Here is a 21,605-nt window from a genome sequence, read left to right on the forward strand (position 1 = left end):
GGTGTCAGCGGGTGACGGCGTCGTCGACGATGTCGGCGAGCCGGCGCAGCCGGTCGACGGAGACGGCGGCGAGGTCGGCCTCCAGGGTGGGGCTGCCGACCACCGACGCCCAGACGGCCCGACCGGCGAGGAAGCCGGACGCGCCACCCCGGCAGGCGGTCCGCACGGCCTGGCCGAACAGGTCGGCCGGGACGCCGGAGGAGAGGACGACCCAGGGGCCGGTGATGGCCTCGGTGAGCCGCTCGCACCCGGCGAGGATCTCCGCCTCGGTCCCCTTGCCGTGGGTGGGGACCTCGGCCTTGTACAGGTCCGCGCCGAGCGAGCCGAGTTCCCGGGCGGCGGCGTGGATGCCGGCCTCGTGGTCGTACGCGCCGCCGTCACGGGGGCCCCGGCTGACCGGTTCGATGATGCTGACCAGGCCGTGCTCGCGGCAGCGCGCGATGAAGTCGGTGGCCAGCGCGATCCGGCCGTCGGGGGCCTCGTCGGGGCGCCAGAGGACGAGCAGCTTGAGGGCCTTGGCGCCCTGCGCCCGGACGGTGGCGGGGTCGACCGTGGGGTCGATGGCGACGTCGGCGACGAACTCGGTGGCGCTGCCGGTGAAGGCGTCGGCGGCGGCGATGAGGGCGCAGCCGGGGTCGGTGACGCCGGCTGCGACGACGGCGTCCCAGCCGAACTGCTTGTCGACCAGGACGGCCGAGGCGTACGGGCTGAGCGTCCGGGTGGCGGCGACCTTGAAGTCGGTGAGCTGCTGGTCGGTGACGGGTGCCGACTGGTGGGCGGCGAACATGGCCCGCAGGGCCTCGCGTTGGTCGACGGCGAGCATGGCGTAGCCGCCGGAGGGGCGGGCCAGGGCGGAGGCGGGGAAGGTCGTCACGGGTCATCCTCCCGGAAACGGAACAACGGGTGACCGAAGCTAACATCCTTTGTTAGAAATCAACCAGACGGGTCGGGTGGTTTAGACTTTCCGCACATCCGCCGCACAGAGAGAGGTCCCCGGCGTGACCCTGGAGTCCCTGCGCTACGACGGCGCTCCGCAGCGCCGGACCCAGATCATGGCCGCCCTGCGGCGGTCGGGCTTCCTCTCGGTCACCGACCTCGCCGAGCAGCTCGGCGTCTCCCCCATGACGGTCCGCCGGGACCTGCGGAGACTGGCCGAGACCGGCGAGGCGATGCTGGTCCACGGTGGGGTCAGCCTGCCCCCGGACGGGCCCGCCGGGCCCACCTTCGCCCTGCGCGCCCAGGCCCACCCGGAGGCCAAACGGGCCGTCGGCCGGGCCGCCGCCGGCCTGGTCAGACCGGGTGACACGATCGGCGTGGACAGCGGTACGACCGCGGTCGCGGTGGCGCACGCCCTGCCCGACGAGTTCGACGGCTGCCTGGTCACCCACTCGGTCCCGGTGCTGGCGCACATGCTGGGTCGGCCGCGCGCCCGGGTCATCGGCATCGGCGGCGAGCTGCTGCACGAGAACCAGGCGATGGTCGGCTTCGCCGCCCTCGACCTGCTGCAACGGATGCGGGTACGGATGCTCTTCCTGGGCGCCAGCGCGGTGGACGAGCGCGGGGTCTACGCCCGTTCCGAGGTCGAGCTGACCGCCAAGCACGCGGTGATGGACATCGCCGACGAGATCGTCCTGGTCGTCGACGGCAGCAAGTTCACCGCCAGCGCCCCGGTACGGGTGTGCGCCTTCGACCGGATCGACACCCTGGTCACCGACGTCGACCTGCCACCGGCCGTCGCCGACGCCGCCCGCCGCAGCGGCACCCGGCTGGTCCGCGCCTGACCCCGCCCGGCGACGGCCGTCCGGTCCGCGCCCTGACCGGGCGGCCGTCGCCAGGGCCGGGGGTGAGGCCGGGGTCGGGGCGCCGCTGCGGGCTCCGGCCGAAAGCCGGGGTCGGCGGCCGTGCGTCGACCACGCCCCGTGGTCCCTCCGCCGGGCGTCGGCACCGCGTCGACCTGCGGTTCCATCGGTCGTTCACCGGACCCACCCCGACCCCGGGTGCCACGGGCCCGTTTCCTCGCGCGGGGTCCGCCGGTCTCGGACACGTGTTTGTTACAGGCTCTTGACGAGCACGACACTGGCGTTCAAGACTGCATGCAACTTCGCCAGGTTGTGAGAGAGGGAGCAGATGCGCCGGACGTCCGCAGCCGTCGGGAACACCACCGCCGTGCCGCCTGCCCCGGCCGGCTCCCCCAGCACCGCGACGGACGGCGTCGCGCCCGGCACCGCGACGGACGGCGTCGCGCCCGGCACCGCGACGGGCGGCGTCACGCCCGCCCCCGTCGCGCTGCCGGACGCGCCGGTGACCGCCGTCCGCTGCCGGGTGCTGCGGGCCCGCCCGGCCGAGGACATCGCGATGTCCTTCGCCCCGCTGACCCACCGGGTGATGCTCCTGGTCGAGGTCGAACTCGCCGACGGCGCGGTCGGGGTCGGCGAGACCTGGGCCAACTACCCGTCCTGGGCCTGGCGGGAGCGGGTCGCCACGATCCGTGAGGGGGTCGCCCCGCTGCTGGTCGGCCGGCGGTTCGCCGACCCCGCCGAGGCGCACCGCACCCTGCTGCGCCGGCTGCGCCCGCTCGGCCGGCAGTGGGGCGCGCCCGGCCCGATCCACCAGGCGGTCAGCGGCGTCGACCTGGCCCTGTGGGACCTGGCCGCCCGGCACGCCGGGGTCGGCCTGACCCGGTTGCTCGCCGACCACCCCGACGTCCGCACCGAACTCCCGGTGTACGGCTCCAGCCTCGGCCCGACCGGCGTCGCCGAGACCGCGCAGCGGTGCGCCGCCCTCGGCCTCACCGCAGTGAAGGTCAAGGTCGGCTTCGGCACCGAGACCGACCTGGCGAACGTACGGACCGCCCGGAGGGTGCTCGGCGACGACGCGCAGATCTTCGCCGACGCCAACCAGGCCTGGTCGCTGGACGAGGCGCTGGCGGCCACCCCCGCCCTGGTCGACCTCGGGGTGGCCTGGCTGGAGGAGCCGCTCGCCGGTGACCACCCGGCGGAGCTGGCCGAGCTGGCCCGGCGGACCGGCATGCCGCTGGCCACCGGGGAGAACCTGTACGGCGCGGCGGCCTTCGCGCCGTACCTGCGTGGCGACGGGGTGCGGATCGTCCAACCGGATCTGAGCAAGGTCGGCGGGATCACCGAGTTCCTCGCCGTCCGCGCGGCTGCCGCCGCCACCGGGCACACCGTCAACCCGCACCTCTACAACGGCGCCGTGGCCACCGCCGCGACGGTCTGCGCCGCCGCCGCCACCCGGGCCACCCGGCTCGTCGAGTGGGACATCCGCTCCAACCCGCTGCGCGCCGCCGCCGACGCGCTGCTCACCGACCACGGCACCGTCCGGGTTCCCGACCGCCCCGGCTTCGGCGTCGACCTCGACCCCGACCAGCTCGACCGCTACGAGGAGCAGATCCCGTGACCGACCCCATCGTCCCCCAGGTCCTCGCCGCCGCCACCGCCGTGCGGGTCGCCGGACACGCCGGCGCGGGCGGCGCCCCGCTGGCCGTGCACGACCCGGCGACCGGGGCCGCCGTCACCGAGGTCGCCACCGGCGGTCCGGCGGAGGCCGCCGCCGCCCTCGCCGCCGCGAAGCGGGCCGCCGCCGGCTGGGCGGCCACCCCGGTCGCCGACCGGGCCGCCGCGCTGCGGGCCGTCGCCGACACCGTCGAGCAGCTCGCCGGCGGGGACGAGTGGCCGGCCCTGATCACCCGGGAGACCGGCAAGCGCCTCGCCGAGGCCCGTGCCGAGCTGGGGCTCACCGTCGCGTACTTCCGGATCACCGCCGACCTGCTGGAGCGGCAGCGGGCCGAGCGGTTCGACGTGGTGCCCGGCATCCGGCACGAGGTCGACGTCCGGCCGCTCGGGGTGGCCGCCGTGCTCACCCCGTGGAACTTCCCGGTCTCCATCCCGGCCCGCAAGATCGCCCCGGCGGTGGCGGCCGGCTGTCCGGTGCTGTTCAAGCCGTCCGAGCTCGCCCCGCTGTCGTCGATGGTGCTGGCCGACGTCTGTGCCCGGCACCTGCCCGACGGGCTGCTCTCGACCGTGCTCGGTACCCCCGGGGACGTGGTGACGCCGTGGCTGACCGACCCGGCCGTCCGGGTCGTCTCGTTCACCGGCTCCACCCGGGTCGGGCGGCTCGTCGCCGCCCAGGCCGCGCCGCACTTCCTGCGGACGGTGCTGGAGCTGGGCGGCTGCGCGCCGTTCGTGGTGCTCCCCGACGCCGACCCGCAGGCGGCGGCCGAGACCCTGGTGGTGGCCAAGTACCGCAACAACGGCCAGTCCTGCATCGCCGCCAACCAGGTCTTCGTCGCCGCCGAGGTGGCCGGCGACTTCGTCGACGCGTTCGTCGCCGCCACCCGGGCGCTGCGCGTCGGTGACCCCACCGACCCGGACACCGACCTGGGGCCGCTCGCCCCGGCCGGCGACCCGGCCCGGATGGCCGCGATCGTCGCCGACGCGGTCGACCGGGGCGCCCGCGCCGTCACCGCCGACGCGCCACTGCCCGCCGCCGGGCACTACGCCACCCCCACCGTGCTGCTGGACGCCCCGGCGGACAGCCGGGCGATGACCGAGGAGATCTTCGGACCGGTCGCCCCGGTGCACGTCTACCGGGACCTCGCCGAGGTGCTCCGGCTGCACCACGCCACCGGGTACGGGCTGGCCGGGTACGTCTGCGGCACCGACCTCGACGCCGCCCGTGCCGTCGCCGGCCGGCTGCGCGCCGGCATCGTCGGGATCAACACCGGTACGCCGAACACGCCGTGGGTGCCCTTCGGCGGACTCGGCGAGTCCGGTCTCGGGTACGAGGGCGGCCGGCCCGGCCTGGAGACGTTCCAGAGCTTCGCCAGCGTGGCCGCCCGACCGGTCGAGGGCTGACGATGCGGCTGCTCATCGGACAGACCGGCGCGCCGACCGCCGTGGTCAACGCCAGCCTGCACGGCTTCCTGTCGGCCGCCGCCGGGCACGAGGTGCTGGCCCTGCGCGGCGGCCCCGACGGTCTGGTCGCCGGGGCGTTCACCCCGGTCACGCCGGCCGACGTGCCGGCGGCGGCGACCCGGCGGGGCGGCTCCTGGCTGGGCGCGGGCCGGCGGGCGGTGACCGTCGACGACCTCGACGCGGCGCTGGACTCCCTCGACCGGCACGAGGTCGACGGGGTGTCGCTGATCGGCGGCAACGGCACGATGGCGCTGCTGCACGCGCTCGGCGAGCGCGCCGCCGCCCGGGGCCGGCCGCTGGTCACCGTCGGCATCCCGAAGACCGTCGACAACGACCTGGTCGGTGTCGACCACAGCCCCGGGTACGCCTCGGCCGCCCGGTACCTGACCCGGGTCGTGCCGGACCTGGCCCGCGACCACGCGGCGATGGCCGGGGTGGAGCCGGTCCGGATCGTGGAGACCCTGGGCCGCTCCGTCGGCTGGCTGGCGCTGGCCGCCACCTGGCACGCCGACGACCCGGCGCACGCGCCCCACCTGGTGCTGCTGCCGGAGGTGCCGTTCGACCGGACGGTCTTCCTCGACCGGGTCGCCGACGCCCTGGCCACCCACGGCCGGGCCTTCGTGGTGGTCAGCGAGGGGGCCGCGCCGGGGCTGACCGACGAGCCGTTCCACGCGGGCAACCACACCCGGATCCTGCTCGGCGGCGTGTCCCGGGTGCTGGCCGGCACGGTCGGCGCCGAACTGGGCGTCGCCGCCCGGGGCGAGGTGCTCGGGATGACGCAGCGCAGTGCCGGCGCGCTCGCCTCCGAGGTCGACCGGCGCGAGGCCACCGAGGTCGGGCGGCGGGCCGCCCGGCTGCTGCTGGACCGCGCCGGCGGTGTCCTGGTCGGGCTGCACCGGCGGCCCGGCGATTCGTACGACGTCGGGTACGACCCGGTGCCACTGGCCGACGTGGCCGGGCGGACCCGGACCGTACCCGAGCAGTGGCGCACCACCCACCCCACCGAGCTCGACGACTTCCACCGCTGGCTGGAACCCCTGCTCGGCTGAACCGAGAAACACGGAAGGGCAAGACCATGCGCAGATATCTCACCGCCGGGGTCGTCCTGGCCATGGCCGGCGGGCTGCTCGTCGGCTGCGGGGGCGGCGATGCGGGCGGGTCGTCCAACGAGATCAACCTCATCATGTCCAACCACCCCTGGCAGCGCGCGATCGAGCCGCTGATCCCGGAGTTCGAGCGGGAGTCGGGCATCACGGTCAAGGTGCAGACCTTCGCCGAGCAGCAGATGCGTGACAAGGTGCAGCTCAACCTCCAGTCGCGCAGCTCCGCCATGGACGTGTTCATGGCGCTGCCGTCGCGGGAGGGGCCGCAGTTCGCCAAGGCCAACTACTACGAGCCGCTGGACTCGTACGTCTCCGGGGCCGCCGACTACGACGCCGAGGACTTCCCCGAGGCGGTACGGGCCGGCATGGTCGTCGACGGTAAGCAGGTCGCCGCGCCGATCAACGTCGAGGCGGTGGTGCTCTACTACCGCAAGGACCTGTTCCAGGAGTACGGGCTGACCCCGCCGACCACCCTGGACGAGCTGACCAGCACCGCGGCGGCGATCAAGGACCGCTCCGGCGGTCAGGTCACCCCGATCGCGCTGCGCGGCCAGTCGGCGGCGCTGCCGTTCACCTTCGGCCCGTTCCTGCATTCCCGGGGTGTGGCGTGGACCAAGGAGGACGGGGTGACCCCCAACTTCGACGACCCGCGGGCCGTCGAGGCCATCGACCAGTACGCCACCCTGGCCCGCGAGTACGGCCCGGACGGCGTGGTCAACAACACCTTCACCCAGTCCTCGGCGCTGATGGCCGCCGGCAACGCGGCGATGATGCTGGAGTCGAGCAACGAGGTCAGCAGCATCGCCGACCCGAAGACCTCGAAGGTCGCCGACAACCTGGGCGTGGTCGCGTTCCCCGCCGGGGCGGCCGGTTCGCGGACCACGATCCTGTCCTGGGGCCTGGCGATCTCGTCGTTCTCCCAGAAGAAGGACGCCGCCTGGAAGTTCGTCGAGTGGGCGACCAGCGCGCAGACCCAGCAGAAGCTGACCGAGTCGGGCATCGCCCCGCCGCGCACCTCGGTGGCCGGCTCCGAGGCGTACACCGCCTCGCTCGACACCGACCTGCTCACGGAGTGGAACGAGGTGCTGACCTCCGCGCAGACCACCGGCTCGACCGAGGTCGGCCCGGTCGGCGTGGCCGCACCGGAGATGCGCAAGATCATCGGTGACGCGGTCGGCCTGGTGATCCTGGACCGGGCGTCGCCCGCCGAGGCGGCCACGCAGATCCAGGACGGCCTCGCCCCGCAGTTGGCCAAGAACGAGGGGTGACGTCGTGGTCACCACAACACCGTCGGCCGTCTCCCGCTCCGCACAGCCGGAGCGGGGGGCGCCGACCCCACCCCAGCGACGGCGCCGGCGTCGGGTCGACCCGACCGCGCGGGGCATCCTGCCCTTCGTCCTGCCGGCGCTGCTCGCCACCGCCGCCCTGGTCCTGGTACCGATCGTCTACACCCTCTGGCTGTCGGTCAGCGACCGGCAGCCGGACGGCACCAACGCCGGCCTGCTCGGCCTGGGCAACTACCGGGAGATGTTCGCCAACCCGGAGTTCTGGAACGCGCTGCGGGTAACGATCTTCCTCTTCGTCGTCTGCCTCGTCGTCGAGACGGTGCTCGGCCTGGTGCTCGGGTACGTGATGAGCCTCGACGTGCCCGGCCGGCGGATCTTCCAGGGCATGATGCTGATCCCGGCGATCACCGCGAGCGTGGCGGTCGGCCTGCTCTGGCTGTTGATCATGGATCCGACGCTCGGCGCGGCCAACCAGATCCTCGGCGCGGTCGGCATCGACCCGGTGGTGTGGCTCGGTGACCCGGACATCGCCCCCTGGTCCATCGCGCTGGTCGACATCTGGCAGTGGACGCCGTTCATGGCGCTGATCATCTCGGCCGGTATCCGGGCGCTGCCCGAGGAGCCGTTCGAGGCCGCCGCGATCGACGGCGCGAGCCCCTGGCGGACCGCCTGGAACATCGGCCTGCCGCTGCTGCGGCCGGTGCTGACCGTGGCGATCCTGCTGCGCACGGTCGACCTGGTCCGGTTCTTCGACACCATCTACATCATGACCCAGGGGGGTCCGGTGGACGCCACGAACACCCTCAACGTCTACGGCTACCGGGCCGCCTTCATCGACCAGGCCCCCAGCTACGCGGCGGCGTTGCAGATCACGCTGCTCGTCCTGGTCATCGGGATCGCCGGGCTGTTCACCTGGCTGCGCGGCCGGGAGGCGAAGTGAGTACCGTCGGAGCGGGTCCCGCCCAGCGGTCCCGCCGCCGCAACCTCGGCGTGTACGCCGCCTACGCGGTCTTCACCGTGGTCTTCTTCGGCCCGGTGCTGTTCATGCTCTGGTCGTCGCTGCGGCGCAACGTCGACATCACCGGCTCGTTGTTCGCGGTGACCTCGGCGCTGACCCTGGAGAACTACACCGCCCTGTTCGAGCGGTTCGAGTTCGGCCGGTACATCGTCAACAGCTTCGTCGTGGCCGGCGGCTCGACGCTGCTCGGCCTGCTGCTGGGGGTGCCCGCCGCGTACGTGGTGGTCCGGCGCAACCTGCCCGGCCTGGGCTTCCTGACGCTGCTGGCCCGGATGGCGCCCGGCGTGCTGTTCGTGCTGCCGCTGTTCATCCTGTCGGTCCGCATCGACGCGCCGTCGAACACCGCGCTGAACTACGGGCTGCTGATCGTCGCGCACCTGATCATCACGATGCCGCTCTGCATCTGGCTGCTGATCCCCTTCTTCGAGGAGATCCCGATCAGCATCGAGGAGTCGACGCTGATCGACGGCGCGAACGCCTGGCAGCGGTTCACCCGGATCGCCCTGCCGCTGGCCCTGCCGGGCCTGTCGGTGGCGTTGATGCTGAGCTTCGTCTTCTCGTGGAACTACTTCCTGTTCGCCCTCGCCCTGGCCACCACCGAGACGCTGCCGTTGACCGTCATCGCCTTCAACTTCATCGGCCAGGGCTCCAACGATTTCGGTGGCCTGATGGCCGCCAGCACGCTGATCTCGGCCCCCGCGCTGCTGCTCACCGTCTTCGCGCAGCGCTGGCTGGTCCGGGGCATCACCGGAGGTGCGGTCAAGTGACCACGACCAGTTCCCGGGCCCGGTTCACCGGCGACGGGCGGATCGACTTCGAGCGGGTGGACCTCGGTCCGGTCGCGCCGGGCGAGGTCCGGCTGCGGGTCGACGTCTGCGCGCTGTGCGGGTCCGACAAGCGGCTGCTCGCCGCCGGCTCGCCCGTCGTGCCGGGCCACGAGATCGGCGGCACCGTCGTCGCCGCCGGTGAGGGCGTCCAGGTACCCGCCGGCACCCGCGCCATCGTCTACATCCCGGTCTACTGCGGCACCTGCGTGCGCTGCGCCGCAGGGCTGACCAACCAGTGCCTGGACCTGGGGCAGCTCGTCGGCTGGCAGCGCGACGGCGGGTTCGCCGAGCACGTGGACGTGCCGGCCCGCTGCGTCCTGCCGGTGCCCGACGACGTCCCGCTGGACGTCGCCGTGCTCGGGCTGGACACCGTGGGCACCGCCGCGCACGCGCTGCGGCTGGCCCGGCGCACCCGCGACGGCGACGTCGCGCGGGCCCTCGTGGTGGGGGCCGGCCCGCTGGGGTTGGGCGTCGTCGCCGTCGCGCCGCACCTGGGCGTCGGCGAGGTGCACGCGTACGACCCGCATCCCGGGCGGCTCGCCACCGCCGTGCGCCTCGGCGCGTCCGCCGCCGGTGACCTGACCCGGGAGAACCAGTACGACCTGGTGGTCGAGGTCTCCGGAGCCGCCGCCGCCCGGGAGACCGCCCAGCGGGTGGTCACCCCGGGGGGCACGGTGGTCGCGCTCGGCGAGTCGAACGAGCCGTACACCATGCCGGCGACCCCGCGCTGGCGGCGCACCGACTGCTTCACGGTGCGCTCGTTCTACTTCCCCATCAGCGAGGTGCCGGAGAACTGGGCGCTGCTGCGCGCGGTCGGCGCCACGCTGCGCGACACCCTGACCCATCCGCTGCCCCTCGCCGACCTGCCCGAGGCGTTCGCCCGGTTCGTCGCCGGGGACCACGTCAAGCCCTGCATCGTCACGGAGGACGCCCGATGAGCCTGCTGATCCTCGCCATGGACCAGCGCCCCTGGTTGACCAAGGCCCTGTACGGCCACACCGGCCCGGCCACGGTCGCCGAACGGTCCGCCGTCGCCGACGGCAAGCACATGGTCCTCGACGGCCTGCTCGCCGCCCTGGCCGACGCGCCCGCGCTGCGCGAGCACGCCGCCGTGCTGGTCGACGACCTGCTCGGCCCGGGGGTGCCGGAACGCGCCCACGCGCACCGGGTCACGCTCAGCATGCCGCTGGAGCGCGGTGGCCTCGACGTCTACGAGACCGAGCCGGCCGACCTGCCCGGGTTCCTTCGGCACCACGCGCCCGCGCTGCCGAAGGTGCTGATCCGGTACAACGTGGACGGCGACCGCGACGGCAACGCCGTGCAGCGCGAACGGCTCGCCGAGGTCGCCGCCGCGGCCCGCGACGCCGGTGGCCGGTTCCTGGTCGAGGTGCTGGTGCCGCCGACCCCCGCGCAGCTCGCCGCGGTCGGCGGGGACACCGCCGCGTTCGACCGGCACCTGCGGCCCGAGCTGATCCTGCGCGCGATGGCGGAGCTGTCGGCGCGGCTGCCGGTCGACGTGTGGAAGTTGGAGCACCTCGCCGAGGTGGCGCACTACCGGGCCGCCGCCGACCTGGCCGCCTCGACCGGCGGTGAGTGCATCCTGCTCGGGGCGAACGCCCCGGCGGAGACGGTGGACGGTTGGTTGCGCGACGCGGCGGCCGGCGGCTTCACCGGTTTCGCCATCGGTCGTAGCATCTGGTGGGACGCGCTGCGTGGGCTGCTGTCCGGCGCGGTGACCCGTCCGGACGCGGTCGCCACGGTGGCGGCCACCTACCGCCGGTTCGCCACCTGCTTCCTCACCGCCGCCGGTCACGTCGCGTCCACCGCCACGGCCGGCACCGGGTCGGCCGGCACGCTCACCAAGTGAGGTCAGCCGTGACGTCCACGTCGATCCCCCCGCAGCAGCCCACCGTGACCGACGCGCCGGCCCGACCGCCGGCCGAGGAGTCGGTCCGGGCCGGCGAGGTGATCTACCGGGCGATCCGGGACCGGATCGTCTCCGGTGAGCTGCGGCCCGGCGTCCGGCTCAGCGTGCCGGCGCTGGCCGAGGAGTTCTCGGTCAGCCGCAGCCCGGTGCGCGACGCGGTGATCCGGCTGGTGCAGGACGGCCTGGCCACCGAGACGATGAACCGGGGCGCCGTGGTCGCCCGGATCGGCGGCGCGGAGCTGGTCAGCCTCTACGAGGCCCGGGAGGCGCTGGAGTGGGCGACGGCCCGGCTCGCCGCGCAGCGGTACACCCCGGCGCTGCGGCGGACGCTGCTCGGCCTGCTGACCGAGCACCGGACGGTCGCCGAGGCCGGCGACTTCGCCCGGCACCTGGAGCTGGACGCGGCGTTCCACCAGGAGATCCGGCAGGCCGCGCAGAGCCCGGTGCTGGCCCAGATGCTCGACGGGGTGCAGGGCCGGGTCCGGCTGGCGATGCGGTCCACCAGCGTCCGGGGCGGCATGATGCTCGCCGTCGACGAGCACCAGGCCATCTTCGAGGCGATCTGCGCGGGCGACCCGGAGGGCGCGGCCGAGGCGGCGCTGGCCCACATCCGCCGGCTCAAGGAGGTGCTGCATGACAGCCTCTGACCCGCCGCAGACGTCGACGCCGGCCGCTGACCGGGTGCAGACGTCGACGCCGGCCGCTGACCCGCCGCAGACGTCGGCGCCGGCTGCTGATTCGGTGCCGGCGACGAGCGCCGGCACGGTGCCGGCGGTCCGGTTCCACGGACCCGCCGACGTCCGGCTGGAGGAGGTGCCGGCCCGCGACCCGCTGCCGCACGAGGTGGCGCTCGCCCCGCTGGCCGTCGGGGTGTGCGGCACCGACGGCCACATCGTGGCGGGCGACTTCCCGGCCGCCCGCCCGGTCGTGCTCGGGCACGAGGTCTGCGGCCGGGTCACCGCGGTCGGGTCGGCGGTCGACGGGCTCGCCGTCGGCGACCTGGTGACCGTGGAGCCGCACCACTACTGCACCGGTTGCGTGTACTGCCGGCTCGGCCAGGAACACCTGTGCGACCACCGGCGCGGGTACGGGGTGCGGCTCGACGGCGGGATGACCCGGCGGCAGCTCGTGCCGGGGCGGATCGCGTACCGGCTGCCGGCGGGCACGGTGCCGTGGATCGGGGCGCTGACCGAGCCGCTGGCCTGCTGCGTGCACGGGATGGACCGGCTCGCCCCCGTCTCGGGCCTGCCGCTGCTGGTGTACGGCACCGGGCCGGCCGGGGCGATGATGGTGGCGCTGGCCCGCGCCGCCGGGCTCGCCCCGGTGGTGGCCATGGACCCCCGGCCACAGCGGCGTGACCTGGCCCTGGCGATGGGCGCGCACGCGGTGTTCGACCCCGGCGACCCGACGGCGGAGGCGGCGGCGCGGGCACTGACCGGCGGGCACGGGTTCCCGTACGTGGTCGACGCGGTCGGTTCGGGGCGGGTGCTGCGCGCGGCGCTGGACCTGGCGTCCCGGGGCGGACGCATCCTGGTGTTCGGGGTCGCCCACCCCGACGACGAGGTGCCCATCCGGCCGAACGAGATCTTCTCCCGGGAGTTGTCGATCGTCGGCGCGCTGATCAACCCGTACACCCATCACCGGGCGGTGGGGCTGCTGCCCACGCTGCCGCTGGACCGGCTGACCCCGGCGTTCTTCGGGCTCGACGCGCTGCCGGCGGCGTTGGCGGAGCAGCGGTCCGGCACGGCCGACAAGGTTTTCCTCGCCCCGTACGGGGTGGACCTCGCCACCGGCGTCGGCGACCTGGCCGGGGTGGGCCAGGGCTGAGCCCGGCGGGCCGGCCACCGGCGGAGCCCGTCGGCCGGCCCGGTCAGCGCGGCAGGTGGGTGGGCATGTTGGTGACCACGATGCCGGGCACCCGGCGTACCGCCCGGCGCAGGCGGCGTTCGGTGCGGTGGTGCAGCACCCGCTGCCAGGGGTGTTCCACCACCACCTCGGGCACGACGACCGTGACGGTGACGTCGGGCCGGCCGCGCCGCAGCGCGCGGACGTACCGGGCCAGCGGGGCGACGGTCACCCGGTGCGGGGACAGGATCGTCTCCAGCGGGATGTGGTTGCCCCAGGCGTCCCACTGGTCGTGGAAGCGGCGGGCCTCCTGCTCCTCGGGGCTGACGTGGACGGCGAGGGTCGGCTGCCCGAGCGAGCCGACGTACGCGAGGGTCCGCAGGGCCGCCTGGTTGAGCCGGACCACCGGGACGACGAACAGGTGCCGGACCTGCTGCGGGAGGACGGCGGCCGGGTCGGCGGCGACCCCGGCGCGCGGCGGGTGCGCCAGGACCGCCGCCTGCGGGCTCAGCGCGTCGCGGACCCGGTCGTAGTGCCGGCGGACCCGGAGGAACAGCCAGACCAGCAGCGGGACGGCGAGCACCACCAGCCAGGCGCCCTCGGCGAACTTGGTGACCGCGGCGGTCAGCAGCACCACGGCGGACAGCAGCGCCCCGACGCCGTTGAGGCAGGCGCGGCGGCGCCAGCCGGCACCCCGGTGGCGGCGCCAGTGGTTGACCATGCCGGCCTGGGAGAGGGTGAAGGCCAGGAAGACGCCGACCGCGTAGAGCGGGATCAGCGACTGGGTGTGCCCGCCGAACGCGACGACGATCAGCGCGGCGCAGGCCGCGAGGGTGACCAGCCCGTTGCTGAAGGCCAGCCGGTCACCCATGTGCAGGAACCGGCGGGGGACGTAGCTGTCCCGGGCCATGAAGTACAGCAGACGCGGCAGGTCGTTGAAGGCGGTGTTCGCCGCGAAGAGCAGGACGAGCGCCGTGGCGACCTGGATGAGCGGGTACCACGGGCCGTGCGGGAAGGTGCGGTGGGCGAGCTGCGACAGCAGGGTCTCGTCCCGCCGGGGCACCAGGCCGTTGAGGTGGATCAGCAGGGTCAGGCCGACGAAGAGCACGACGAGGATGCCGACCATCCAGGTGAGGACCGTGCGCGCGTTGCGCCACTCGGTGGGCCGGAAGACCGGCACGGCGTTGGAGACCGCCTCGATGCCGGTCATCGAGGTGGCCCCCGAGGCGAAGGCCCGCAGCACCAGCAGCAGGCTCAGCCCCTGCACGGCGGGGGTCGGTGCGGGCGCGACGGGGGTGAAGCCCCGGGCCGCGGCCTGGCCGAGCCCGACGGCGACCAGCCCGACGACGGCGGCCAGGAAGAGGTACGTCGGCGCGGCGAAGACGTTGCCGGCGACCCGGACGCCCCGGAGGTTGCCCGCCAGCAGCAGCCCGATGACCGCCAGCGCCAGCGGCACCGCGAGCGGCGTGAGCGTGGGCAGCGCGGAGGTGACCGCGGCGACCCCGGCCGCCACCGAGACCGACACGGTCAGGATGTAGTCCAGGATCAGGCCGGCCGCCGCGGCCAGGCCCGCCCGGGGGCCGATGCTGTCGCTGGCCACCAGGTACGACCCCGCACCGTGCGGGTAGGCGTAGACGGTCTGCCGGTACGACACGCCGACCGTGACCATCAGGACCACCAGGGCCGCCGCGATCGGCAGCGACAGCCCGAGCGCGCCGCTGCCGGCGAGGAGCAGCACGGTCAGCATCGCCTCCGGCCCGTACGCCACCGAGGACAACAGGTCGGAGGAGAGCACCGGCAGGGCGACGAGCTTCGGCATCCGTTCCCGCAGCACGGCCGCGCTGGCCAGCGGCGGACCGAGCAGCAGCCGGCGCAGCCGCCCGGCGGCCCGGCCCGGCGGGGTGTCCCCCCGCTCCGCGCCGGCGGTGGCGGCGAGGTACCCGGGATGCTCCGGCTGGAACGGCCCCGGCGGGCCGGTTCCGGCGCCGGTGGTGTCCGTCGGCCGCCGCACCTCGCTGACCCCGGGGTCCACCGGCAGAGCCCGGACCCGGTCGTTGAGCCGCCACTGCCGGCCGAGCCTGCCCAGGGCGGCGAGGTCACCCGCGGACAGCGGTGGGAACTCCGCGGAGGGGCTGAGGGTCGTCGAGGGGGCCGGGGTCTTCTCCTCCCGATCATCCCTCGGCGTGCCCACCGCACCTCCGCGTTGCCACCGCGCCGCTCGCACCACCGACGATCGCAGGAACCACGGCGGCGCAGGCGACGTTCGGCGAAGAACCCCGAACGGTGTGGCTCGACGGGCCCCACGGGCGACAATCCCGGGGTGGACCGGCTGCTGACCCTGCTCGCGGGCCTGCCGCCACTCGCGGTGCTGACCGTGGTCCTCGTGCTGCCCGCGCTGGAGTCCTCGACGCTGGTGGGGCTGGTGGTGCCCGGCGAGGCGGCGGTCCTGGTCGGCGGGGTGGCGGCCCACGCGGGCGGGGTGCCGCTCGGGGCGGTGATCGGCGCCGCGACGGTCGGGGCGTTCCTGGGTGACCAGGTCGGCTACCTGGTGGGCCGGCGGTTCGGGCCGGCCGCGCTGGCGCACGGCCCACGGTTCCTGCGTCGCCGGGCCGACCTGGGCCGGGCCCGGCGCCTGCTCACCCGGTGGGGCGCGCTGGCCGTCCTGCTCGGCAGGTGGGTGGCCGTCCTGCGCACGGTGGTGCCGCTGGTCGCCGGGGCCAGCGGGATGCCCCGCACGTCGTTCACGTGGGCGAACCTCGTCGGGGGGACGCTCTGGGCCACCGGCGTGTCCCTGGTGGGCTACCTCGGGGCCGCCTCCTGGCGGTACCTGGACCAGCGGCTGGGCGTCGCGCAACTCGCCCTCTTCGGCCTGGTCGTGCTCGGCGTGCTGCTGGTGTCCTGGTACCGGCGGCGGCACCGCTGACCGGGGTGGCCGTGCCGCCGGCCGGTGGACCGGCCGTCACCCGCCGGTGGGGGCCCGGCCGTCGCAGCGTACGTCCGGGTCGGCGAGGGGTCGTTGCGGCATCATCCAGTCCAGGGCGGTCGCCTCCACCGGCCAGCCGTGCACCGCCACCACGCTGTACGGCGCCCCGGCGTCCTGCGGGCAGAGCGCCTGCGACCGGACCCGGCCGTTGGGCAGGAACCGCACCACGCCGGTCTCGTCCAGCACGATCGTCGACGTGTCGGTGACCGTGATGAGGGCGCCGACCAGCACCTCCGGGGCCGCCGGATCGGCCGACGCCCGCTCCGCCCCGTCGTCCGGGGCACCATCGGCCGGCTCCGCCGCGCCCATCTCGACCGCCGCCGTCGGCAGCACCGGCACCCGGAGGAAGACCGCCCCCATCACCAGGGGGAGCACGGCGGCGACCACGTAGGCCAGACCGTGGGTCAGTGTCGGGGCGACGCGGGCCGGAACCGGGCCGGTGAGCAGCACGGACGCGGCGGGCGGCACGGCCAGCAGGGCGGCCGTGGTCACCTCGCCCCGCGACGCCGCCGCCCAGATCGCCGGGCCCAGCACGGCGTACGCCAGCACCGCCGCCGCCACCGGCAATCCCACGCTGACCAGCAGGATCCGGGTCGGCTGGTCCGGGAACAGGTAGCGGGTGCGCAGGGCGAGCAGCCAGAGCCCGAGCATCAGCAACGTCGGCAGGAACCGGAGTTGCCAGGTGAGCGCCCCCAGGGCGACCCCGGCGGTGAGCACCCAGCCCGGGGTGCGCGCCGTCCAGGAGGCCAGCAGCGACCGCTCCGGCTCGAACCGGTCCGGCGCGCTGAGCCGCAGCAGCCGCCCCAGCACGCCGAACGTGAGCACGGCCAGCGGGAGCGCCCAGAGCAGGGCGATCAACAGGGCGCTGAGCAGGCCGAGCGGGCTGACGTACTGCACCAGCAGCAGCATGGTGGACATGTCCTGCCGGCTGAGCTGCCACAGCCGCAGCACCAGGAGCAGGACGGGGAAGGCCGGCAGGAGGGTCAGCAGCCACTGCTGCGCCTGCCGCGCCCCCGCCATCCGACGCGGCCGGCCCGGGTGACCCGGTTTGGCGACGATCCGGGGTGCGCCGGGACCGGTAGCGCGATCCTCTCCCACGGCCACTGCCGTACCTCCACCTTCCTCGGCTCGGGTTGCTGCTGTTCCGCGACCGACTGCGGGAGGTTGTAGCGCTGCTGCCACCGGAGGTTGGCGTCGTACGCGTCCTCCCAGGCGGTGTTCTTCTCGTCCTTGGCCGAGGCGTAGAGCGCGAGGTCGACCAGGTCCCGCAGCGCCAGGTTGGAGCCGGTGTTGACCCCCCACATCTCCTGGGCGGACGAGCCGATGTCCCAGTGCCGCAGCGGCTTGGCGTTGCGGAGACCGACCGTGAAGCGCTGGCCGTCGTCGTTCGGCTGGTCGCCGGTGACGAAGCCGGCGAGGATCGCCGCGTCGGTCGTGACCGCGTACACCTGCCCGTCGTACAGCAGCTGGATGCATTCGCTGATCTTGTTCCGGCCGATCGGCGTCGCGCCCGCCTCCCGCAGGCGCTGGGAGGACGTCGAGGTGGTGAGCGTGCAGACCCGCTGCCCGGCGAGGTCCTCCAGGCTGCTCACCTGGTCCCGGCCCTCGACGCTCTTGAGCGTCACCACCGACTGCTCGGTGGCGAGGTACGGGGCGGAGAAGACGGCGCCTTCCTCCTCCTCCCGCTGCCGGGTGATGCTGTACGAGGCGATCACCAGGTCGACGGTGACGAACCCGTCGCCCTCGCGGGCCTGGCGGCGGGCCCGGTCCTCGCTCTCGATCGGCAGGAAGCGCACCCGGGACCGGTCGATGCCGAGATAGCCGGCGATCATGTAGGCGATCTCGATGTCGAAGCCCTTCCACACGTTGTTCGAGAACTGCTGGGCGATGCCGGGCTGGTCGTCCTTCACGCCGATGCGGAGGTACTGCCGGCCCTTCAGGCCGGCCTGTTCCAGCAGTTCGTCGCGGGTCGGTGGGCCGACCGCGACCACGATCGGGATCACGGCCGCCACCAGGACGGCCAGCACGACCACCAGTCCCACCAACCGGATCTGACGGATCCGGGTGGCGCGCGACGGTGCGGGCACCGCCGCTGTCGGTCCGGCCGGACCCGGCTCGCTTGCCTGGCTCAACTGCACCCTCCCCGCTCGCTACCCGGTGCCTGGCCCTCCATTGTGGGGTCGCCGGACGGTCCGTGACGACCCACCAGGGCGGCGGCGAGCGGGTCGTGACCCGCTCGCCGCACAAGGGGCGGGACGACGCCCGGCCGGCTCGACGACCGACCGGGCGTTCCCGCGTCCTACTTCGGTACCGGTGAGGTGAAGCCGACGACGGAGGCCGCACGGTTGGACGTGTTGAACACGTGCTTCACCGCGTCGGACCTGTTGCCCTCGACGGAGTTGAAGGTCCCGTCGGTGTTGTTCTCCTGGTACGACGTGACGATGCCGACGTGGTCGATGACGCCGTCGCCCTCCCAGTCGTACACGACCGCGTCACCCTTGCGCGGGACGTAGCTGCCCTTGGGGTGCCAGGTGCCGTTGTTCACCCCGTAGGTCCGGAAGCTCGACGCGAGCGCGTTGAGCCCGGTGTACTTCGCCGTTCCCCAGTAGAAGGCGAACTTGGCGAAGTCGGCGCACCAGGCGCGGGCCCGCCAGTTCACCGTCACCCAGGACTTCGTGCCGTCGCGGTACTGGTAGCCCTTGCTGGAGGTGCCGCAGGTGGAGGCCGGGTTGTTGTCGTACCGGTCGTTGTTCGGGTCGGCCCAGAAGCCGGTGTAGAAGTTGCAGTTGGTGCCCTTCTCGGACAGCCGCTTCAGCACCTCCGCGTTGTCCGAGTAGACCTGGTTGTACGCGATGTTGCCGACGTCGATGCCCAGGGTGGTGTCGGCGGCGTGGGCGGCGGTCGCCGGGACCACCAGCGCGGCGCCGACGGACACGGTGGCCACCGCCGCGGTGACCATTCTCTTCAGGACGTTCATCGGTCCTCCGGAAAAGCGGGCGGCAGTATGCCTGCGGCCCGTGGGGAAACGCTCCGCCGGTCGGCGGTAGCGCGGTTCTCGAATTGCGTCCGCTGGTCACTCTTTGATTCGCGTGGCCCCAACCCGCGTGGTGCCACACCGGACGCCATTCGTTTGTAGCAATCTCCGGCGGTGGCGGTAAGTGATTCGGAACAGGCCCGGACAACCTCGGACAACCCCGGGACGGGGCCCTCCGGCAATCGCGTACGGAACTGTTCCGAACAAGGCCGGACGCTTCTGGCCGCACCTGTCGGGCGGGCACGTGTTTCGATTCTTCGCGGGTTCGACCACCGCTGGCGGGACACCGTAGGCGGTACGCGGCAGACCCCCACCGACCCACCGTCCGTAAGGGAGTCACGATGAGAGGCAGACCCAGCACACGGCCGCGCCGGGCCCGGACGACCACCACCGCGCTGGTTGCCCTCGGAGTGCTCCTGACGGCACCGTGGGTGGCCGGACCCGCCACCGCCGCGCCGGCGGACCCGGAACCGGACGCGCCCGCCGCCACGGTGGCCGCCCGCCGGGCCGACGCGGCGCGGTCGGCCGCGGTCGACGCCCGCCGGACCGGTCGGCCGGTCGTCGTGCCGGACGCGACCACCGCGACCTCGATCACCAGGGCGACCCCGGACGGCAGGCTGGTCACCGAGCTCACCACCGCGCCGGTCCGCGTCCGCCGGGCGGACGGGTCGTGGCGACCGGCCCGGCCGTCGGCGCACACGGGGCCCGTCGCACCGGCCGCAGACCCGGTGGCGCTGCCGGTGGTCGGCGACACCGACGTCAACAGCGTCTTCGACGGGAACAACGCCGACGGCGCGTACCTCAAGGCCGGCACCGAGGCCGACGGGGAGAAGGCCCGGGTCTACCTGGCGTTCGACACCCGGGGGTTGCAGACGCCGACGAGGGCGGAACTCACCCTGACCAACGTCGACGCGCCGGGCTGCGGCGCCACGGTCGGCGCGGGCATCCAGGTCCGCCGGGTCACCGACTTCTGGGACCCGGCCGCCCAGACCTGGACCCCGCAGCCGACCAGCAGCGCCACCGACGCGGTGCTGAGCCGGGAGGGTTCGCAGCTCGGCAGCTGCGGCAGCGGGCGGATGTCCTGGGACGTCACCGGGATCGTCGCCCAGTGGGCCGCCGGGACCGCCAAGAACCACGGCCTGGTCCTCCAGTCGCCGAGCGAGACGAGGACGGCCAACTATCGGGTCTTCACCTCGTCGGAGAACACGGAGGACCTGGGCCCGCCGCCGACCCTGACGGTCACCTCGGAGATCCCGACCACCCCCGGCGAGGGGGACGACCCGGCCGACCCCGGTCCCGCGCCGGCCGACCTGTGGCCGGGCAGCGCGGAGCCCGAGACCGGGTCGTGGGTCACCCGGGGCACGGACGTCACCGAGGACGGGCTGCTCACCGGACGCAGCCACAGCGCGGGACAGCGGATCGACCTCACCCAGCCCAACGAGAGCGTGCTCGGCCCGCACTGGCGGTTCGAACCACTCGGCGGCATGCTCGGTCACCGGCTGAAGGACCACAGCGCGAACGGTTACGTCGAGGTCCGGCTCTCCATCGGCACCCAGTCGGTGCGCTTCGAGGCGGACCCGGCGCGGCCCGGCACCTTCGTCGCCGAGGACGGCTCGACCGTGGTCCGCGACACCGACGGCGGCTTCACCCAGGGCGGCGCCCCGGACGGCCTGACCTTCCGCTGGCGTCCGGTCGGCGCGGACCTGCTCGTCACCGGCATCGGTCACCCCACCTCCGGCACGGTCCTGATCGGGTACGACCCGCAGGGCCGGATCACCCGGATCACCGCACCGACCACCGGCCAGGAGGACTGCACGGCCTCGGGCGCGCCCGGATGCGCCTCGGCGACCGTCGTCTACGCCGCCACAACCACCGCCACCAGCGCCCAGTTCGGTGACGTGGCGGGGCAGGTGCAGCGGATCGACCACACCGCCGCCGGCAGCGCCACCCCGGTCACCGTCGTCCGCTACGCGTACGACCAGCTCACGCGGCTCCGGGAGGTACGTGACGTGCGCCAGGTCGACGGCTCCCCGGTGCTGGTGTCGGCGTACACCTACGACGCCCGGGGCAACATCGTCCGGTTGAGCACGCCCCAGGAGGGGGCGTGGACGCTCAGCTACGTCGCGGCGGGGAAGCTCGCCGGCGCCACGAGGGACCCGGCCCTGTCGGCGCTGCCCACCCACTGCACGTACGCCGCGCAGTACCTGTTCGGCCAGAACGGCTGCTGGGCCGGCCCGGTGCCGATGCGGTACGGCGGGCCGAAGCTCCAGCCGTCGTGGAAGCGGACGCCGACCCGCAAGGCCGTCGTCGGGGTCAAGGACGACCACTGCACGTACTCACCCGACCAGCCGAACGGCTTCGACTTCCGCAGTGCCTGCGACGCGCACGACTACGGATACGGGATCATCTACCTGAAGACGCCACAGTGGGACAAGTCCAGGAAGGCGTCGGTGGACTCGGTCTTCTACACCATCCTGCGCGACCACACCTGCGCCGCCTACTCCGTCCGGGTCCGGACCACGTGTCGCAACACCGCCTACAGCTACTACACGGTCGTCCGGGCGACCGGAGGGACGTCGATGAAGTACCGCAGCGAGTACTGAGCACCACCCGGGTTCCCGTCCGGCGCGTCCCGGGCGGGAACCGTG

Annotated in this window: 18 protein-coding genes; 13 read left to right on the forward strand and 5 right to left on the reverse strand. The window is 74.1% G+C overall.

Annotated elements, in window-relative coordinates; all coding sequences use genetic code 11:
* Window positions 1–4: 4 nt before the first annotated feature.
* Window positions 5–874 (reverse strand): hypothetical protein, encoded by an 870-nt coding sequence (locus AWW66_RS06305; RefSeq protein WP_281179565.1) that lies wholly within the window; start codon window positions 872–874, stop codon window positions 5–7.
* A 124-nt stretch (window positions 875–998) separates the two neighbouring features.
* On the opposite strand from AWW66_RS06305, the gene AWW66_RS06310 reads away from it, so the two are divergent.
* The 11 genes from AWW66_RS06310 to AWW66_RS06360 all read left to right on the forward strand — a co-directional run bounded on the left by AWW66_RS06310 (window position 999) and on the right by AWW66_RS06360 (window position 12,922).
* Window positions 999–1,781: a DeoR/GlpR family DNA-binding transcription regulator gene (locus tag AWW66_RS06310; RefSeq protein WP_067361069.1), complete on the forward strand. Its 783-nt coding sequence runs from the start codon at window positions 999–1,001 to the stop codon at window positions 1,779–1,781.
* A 346-nt stretch (window positions 1,782–2,127) separates the two neighbouring features.
* Window positions 2,128–3,417: a mandelate racemase/muconate lactonizing enzyme family protein gene (locus tag AWW66_RS06315; protein WP_067361072.1), complete on the forward strand. Its 1,290-nt coding sequence runs from the start codon at window positions 2,128–2,130 to the stop codon at window positions 3,415–3,417.
* On the forward strand, window positions 3,414–4,874 hold the full coding sequence (locus AWW66_RS06320; protein WP_067361075.1) for an aldehyde dehydrogenase family protein: 1,461 nt from the start codon (window positions 3,414–3,416) through the stop codon (window positions 4,872–4,874). The genes AWW66_RS06315 and AWW66_RS06320 overlap by 4 nt, the downstream gene beginning before the upstream one ends.
* A gap of 2 nt (window positions 4,875–4,876) precedes the next feature.
* Window positions 4,877–5,983 (forward strand): 6-phosphofructokinase, encoded by a 1,107-nt coding sequence (locus AWW66_RS06325; RefSeq protein ID WP_067361078.1) that lies wholly within the window; start codon window positions 4,877–4,879, stop codon window positions 5,981–5,983.
* A gap of 26 nt (window positions 5,984–6,009) precedes the next feature.
* Entirely contained in the window at window positions 6,010–7,305 is a 1,296-nt protein-coding gene (locus AWW66_RS06330) for an ABC transporter substrate-binding protein (RefSeq protein ID WP_067361081.1), read from the forward strand.
* A gap of 4 nt (window positions 7,306–7,309) precedes the next feature.
* On the forward strand, window positions 7,310–8,263 hold the full coding sequence (locus tag AWW66_RS06335) for a carbohydrate ABC transporter permease (protein ID WP_083978268.1): 954 nt from the start codon (window positions 7,310–7,312) through the stop codon (window positions 8,261–8,263).
* Window positions 8,260–9,108, forward strand: coding sequence for a carbohydrate ABC transporter permease (locus AWW66_RS06340; protein WP_083978269.1), 849 nt, complete (start codon window positions 8,260–8,262; stop codon window positions 9,106–9,108). The genes AWW66_RS06335 and AWW66_RS06340 overlap by 4 nt, the downstream gene beginning before the upstream one ends.
* Window positions 9,105–10,106 carry an alcohol dehydrogenase catalytic domain-containing protein gene (locus AWW66_RS06345; RefSeq protein WP_067361084.1) on the forward strand — a complete coding sequence of 334 codons (1,002 nt, stop codon included), beginning with the start codon at window positions 9,105–9,107 and terminating at the stop codon, window positions 10,104–10,106. The genes AWW66_RS06340 and AWW66_RS06345 overlap by 4 nt, the downstream gene beginning before the upstream one ends.
* Complete coding sequence (locus tag AWW66_RS06350) at window positions 10,103–11,035, forward strand: 2-deoxy-5-keto-D-gluconate 6-phosphate aldolase domain-containing protein (protein ID WP_067361087.1); 933 nt, start codon at window positions 10,103–10,105, stop codon at window positions 11,033–11,035. The genes AWW66_RS06345 and AWW66_RS06350 overlap by 4 nt, the downstream gene beginning before the upstream one ends.
* An 8-nt stretch (window positions 11,036–11,043) precedes the next feature.
* Window positions 11,044–11,742 carry a GntR family transcriptional regulator gene (locus AWW66_RS33430; protein ID WP_067361090.1) on the forward strand — a complete coding sequence of 233 codons (699 nt, stop codon included), beginning with the start codon at window positions 11,044–11,046 and terminating at the stop codon, window positions 11,740–11,742.
* Window positions 11,729–12,922: a zinc-binding dehydrogenase gene (locus AWW66_RS06360; RefSeq protein ID WP_083978272.1), complete on the forward strand. Its 1,194-nt coding sequence runs from the start codon at window positions 11,729–11,731 to the stop codon at window positions 12,920–12,922. Before AWW66_RS33430 ends, AWW66_RS06360 begins: the two co-directional genes overlap by 14 nt.
* Window positions 12,923–12,965: 43 nt before the next feature.
* On the opposite strand, the gene AWW66_RS06365 is transcribed toward AWW66_RS06360, so the two are convergent.
* Window positions 12,966–15,131, reverse strand: a complete 2,166-nt coding sequence (locus AWW66_RS06365) for an APC family permease (protein WP_067361094.1) — start codon at window positions 15,129–15,131, stop codon at window positions 12,966–12,968.
* Window positions 15,132–15,260: 129 nt separating this feature from the next.
* Between AWW66_RS06365 and AWW66_RS06370 the strand changes: the two genes are divergently transcribed.
* Window positions 15,261–15,863 carry a DedA family protein gene (locus AWW66_RS06370; protein ID WP_067361096.1) on the forward strand — a complete coding sequence of 201 codons (603 nt, stop codon included), beginning with the start codon at window positions 15,261–15,263 and terminating at the stop codon, window positions 15,861–15,863.
* Window positions 15,864–15,899: 36 nt separating this feature from the next.
* Here AWW66_RS06370 and AWW66_RS06375 read toward each other — a convergent pair whose 3' ends face one another.
* The 3 genes from AWW66_RS06375 to AWW66_RS06385 form a co-directional block, all read right to left on the reverse strand.
* Window positions 15,900–16,943, reverse strand: coding sequence for a hypothetical protein (locus AWW66_RS06375; protein WP_067361100.1), 1,044 nt, complete (start codon window positions 16,941–16,943; stop codon window positions 15,900–15,902).
* A complete protein-coding gene (locus AWW66_RS06380; protein WP_067361201.1) occupies window positions 16,907–18,055 on the reverse strand; it encodes a transporter substrate-binding domain-containing protein in 1,149 nt (382 codons plus the stop codon). The genes AWW66_RS06375 and AWW66_RS06380 overlap by 37 nt, the downstream gene beginning before the upstream one ends.
* Window positions 18,056–18,222: 167 nt before the next feature.
* Entirely contained in the window at window positions 18,223–18,900 is a 678-nt protein-coding gene (locus AWW66_RS06385) for a CHAP domain-containing protein (protein ID WP_083978273.1), read from the reverse strand.
* Between the two features lie 398 nt (window positions 18,901–19,298).
* On the opposite strand from AWW66_RS06385, the gene AWW66_RS06390 reads away from it, so the two are divergent.
* Complete coding sequence (locus tag AWW66_RS06390; protein ID WP_157527196.1) at window positions 19,299–21,560, forward strand: phospholipase A2; 2,262 nt, start codon at window positions 19,299–19,301, stop codon at window positions 21,558–21,560.
* Window positions 21,561–21,605: the final 45 nt, after the last annotated feature.

The organism is Micromonospora rosaria (assembly GCF_001567585.1).
Classification (GTDB): Bacteria; Actinomycetota; Actinomycetes; order Mycobacteriales; family Micromonosporaceae; genus Micromonospora; species Micromonospora rosaria.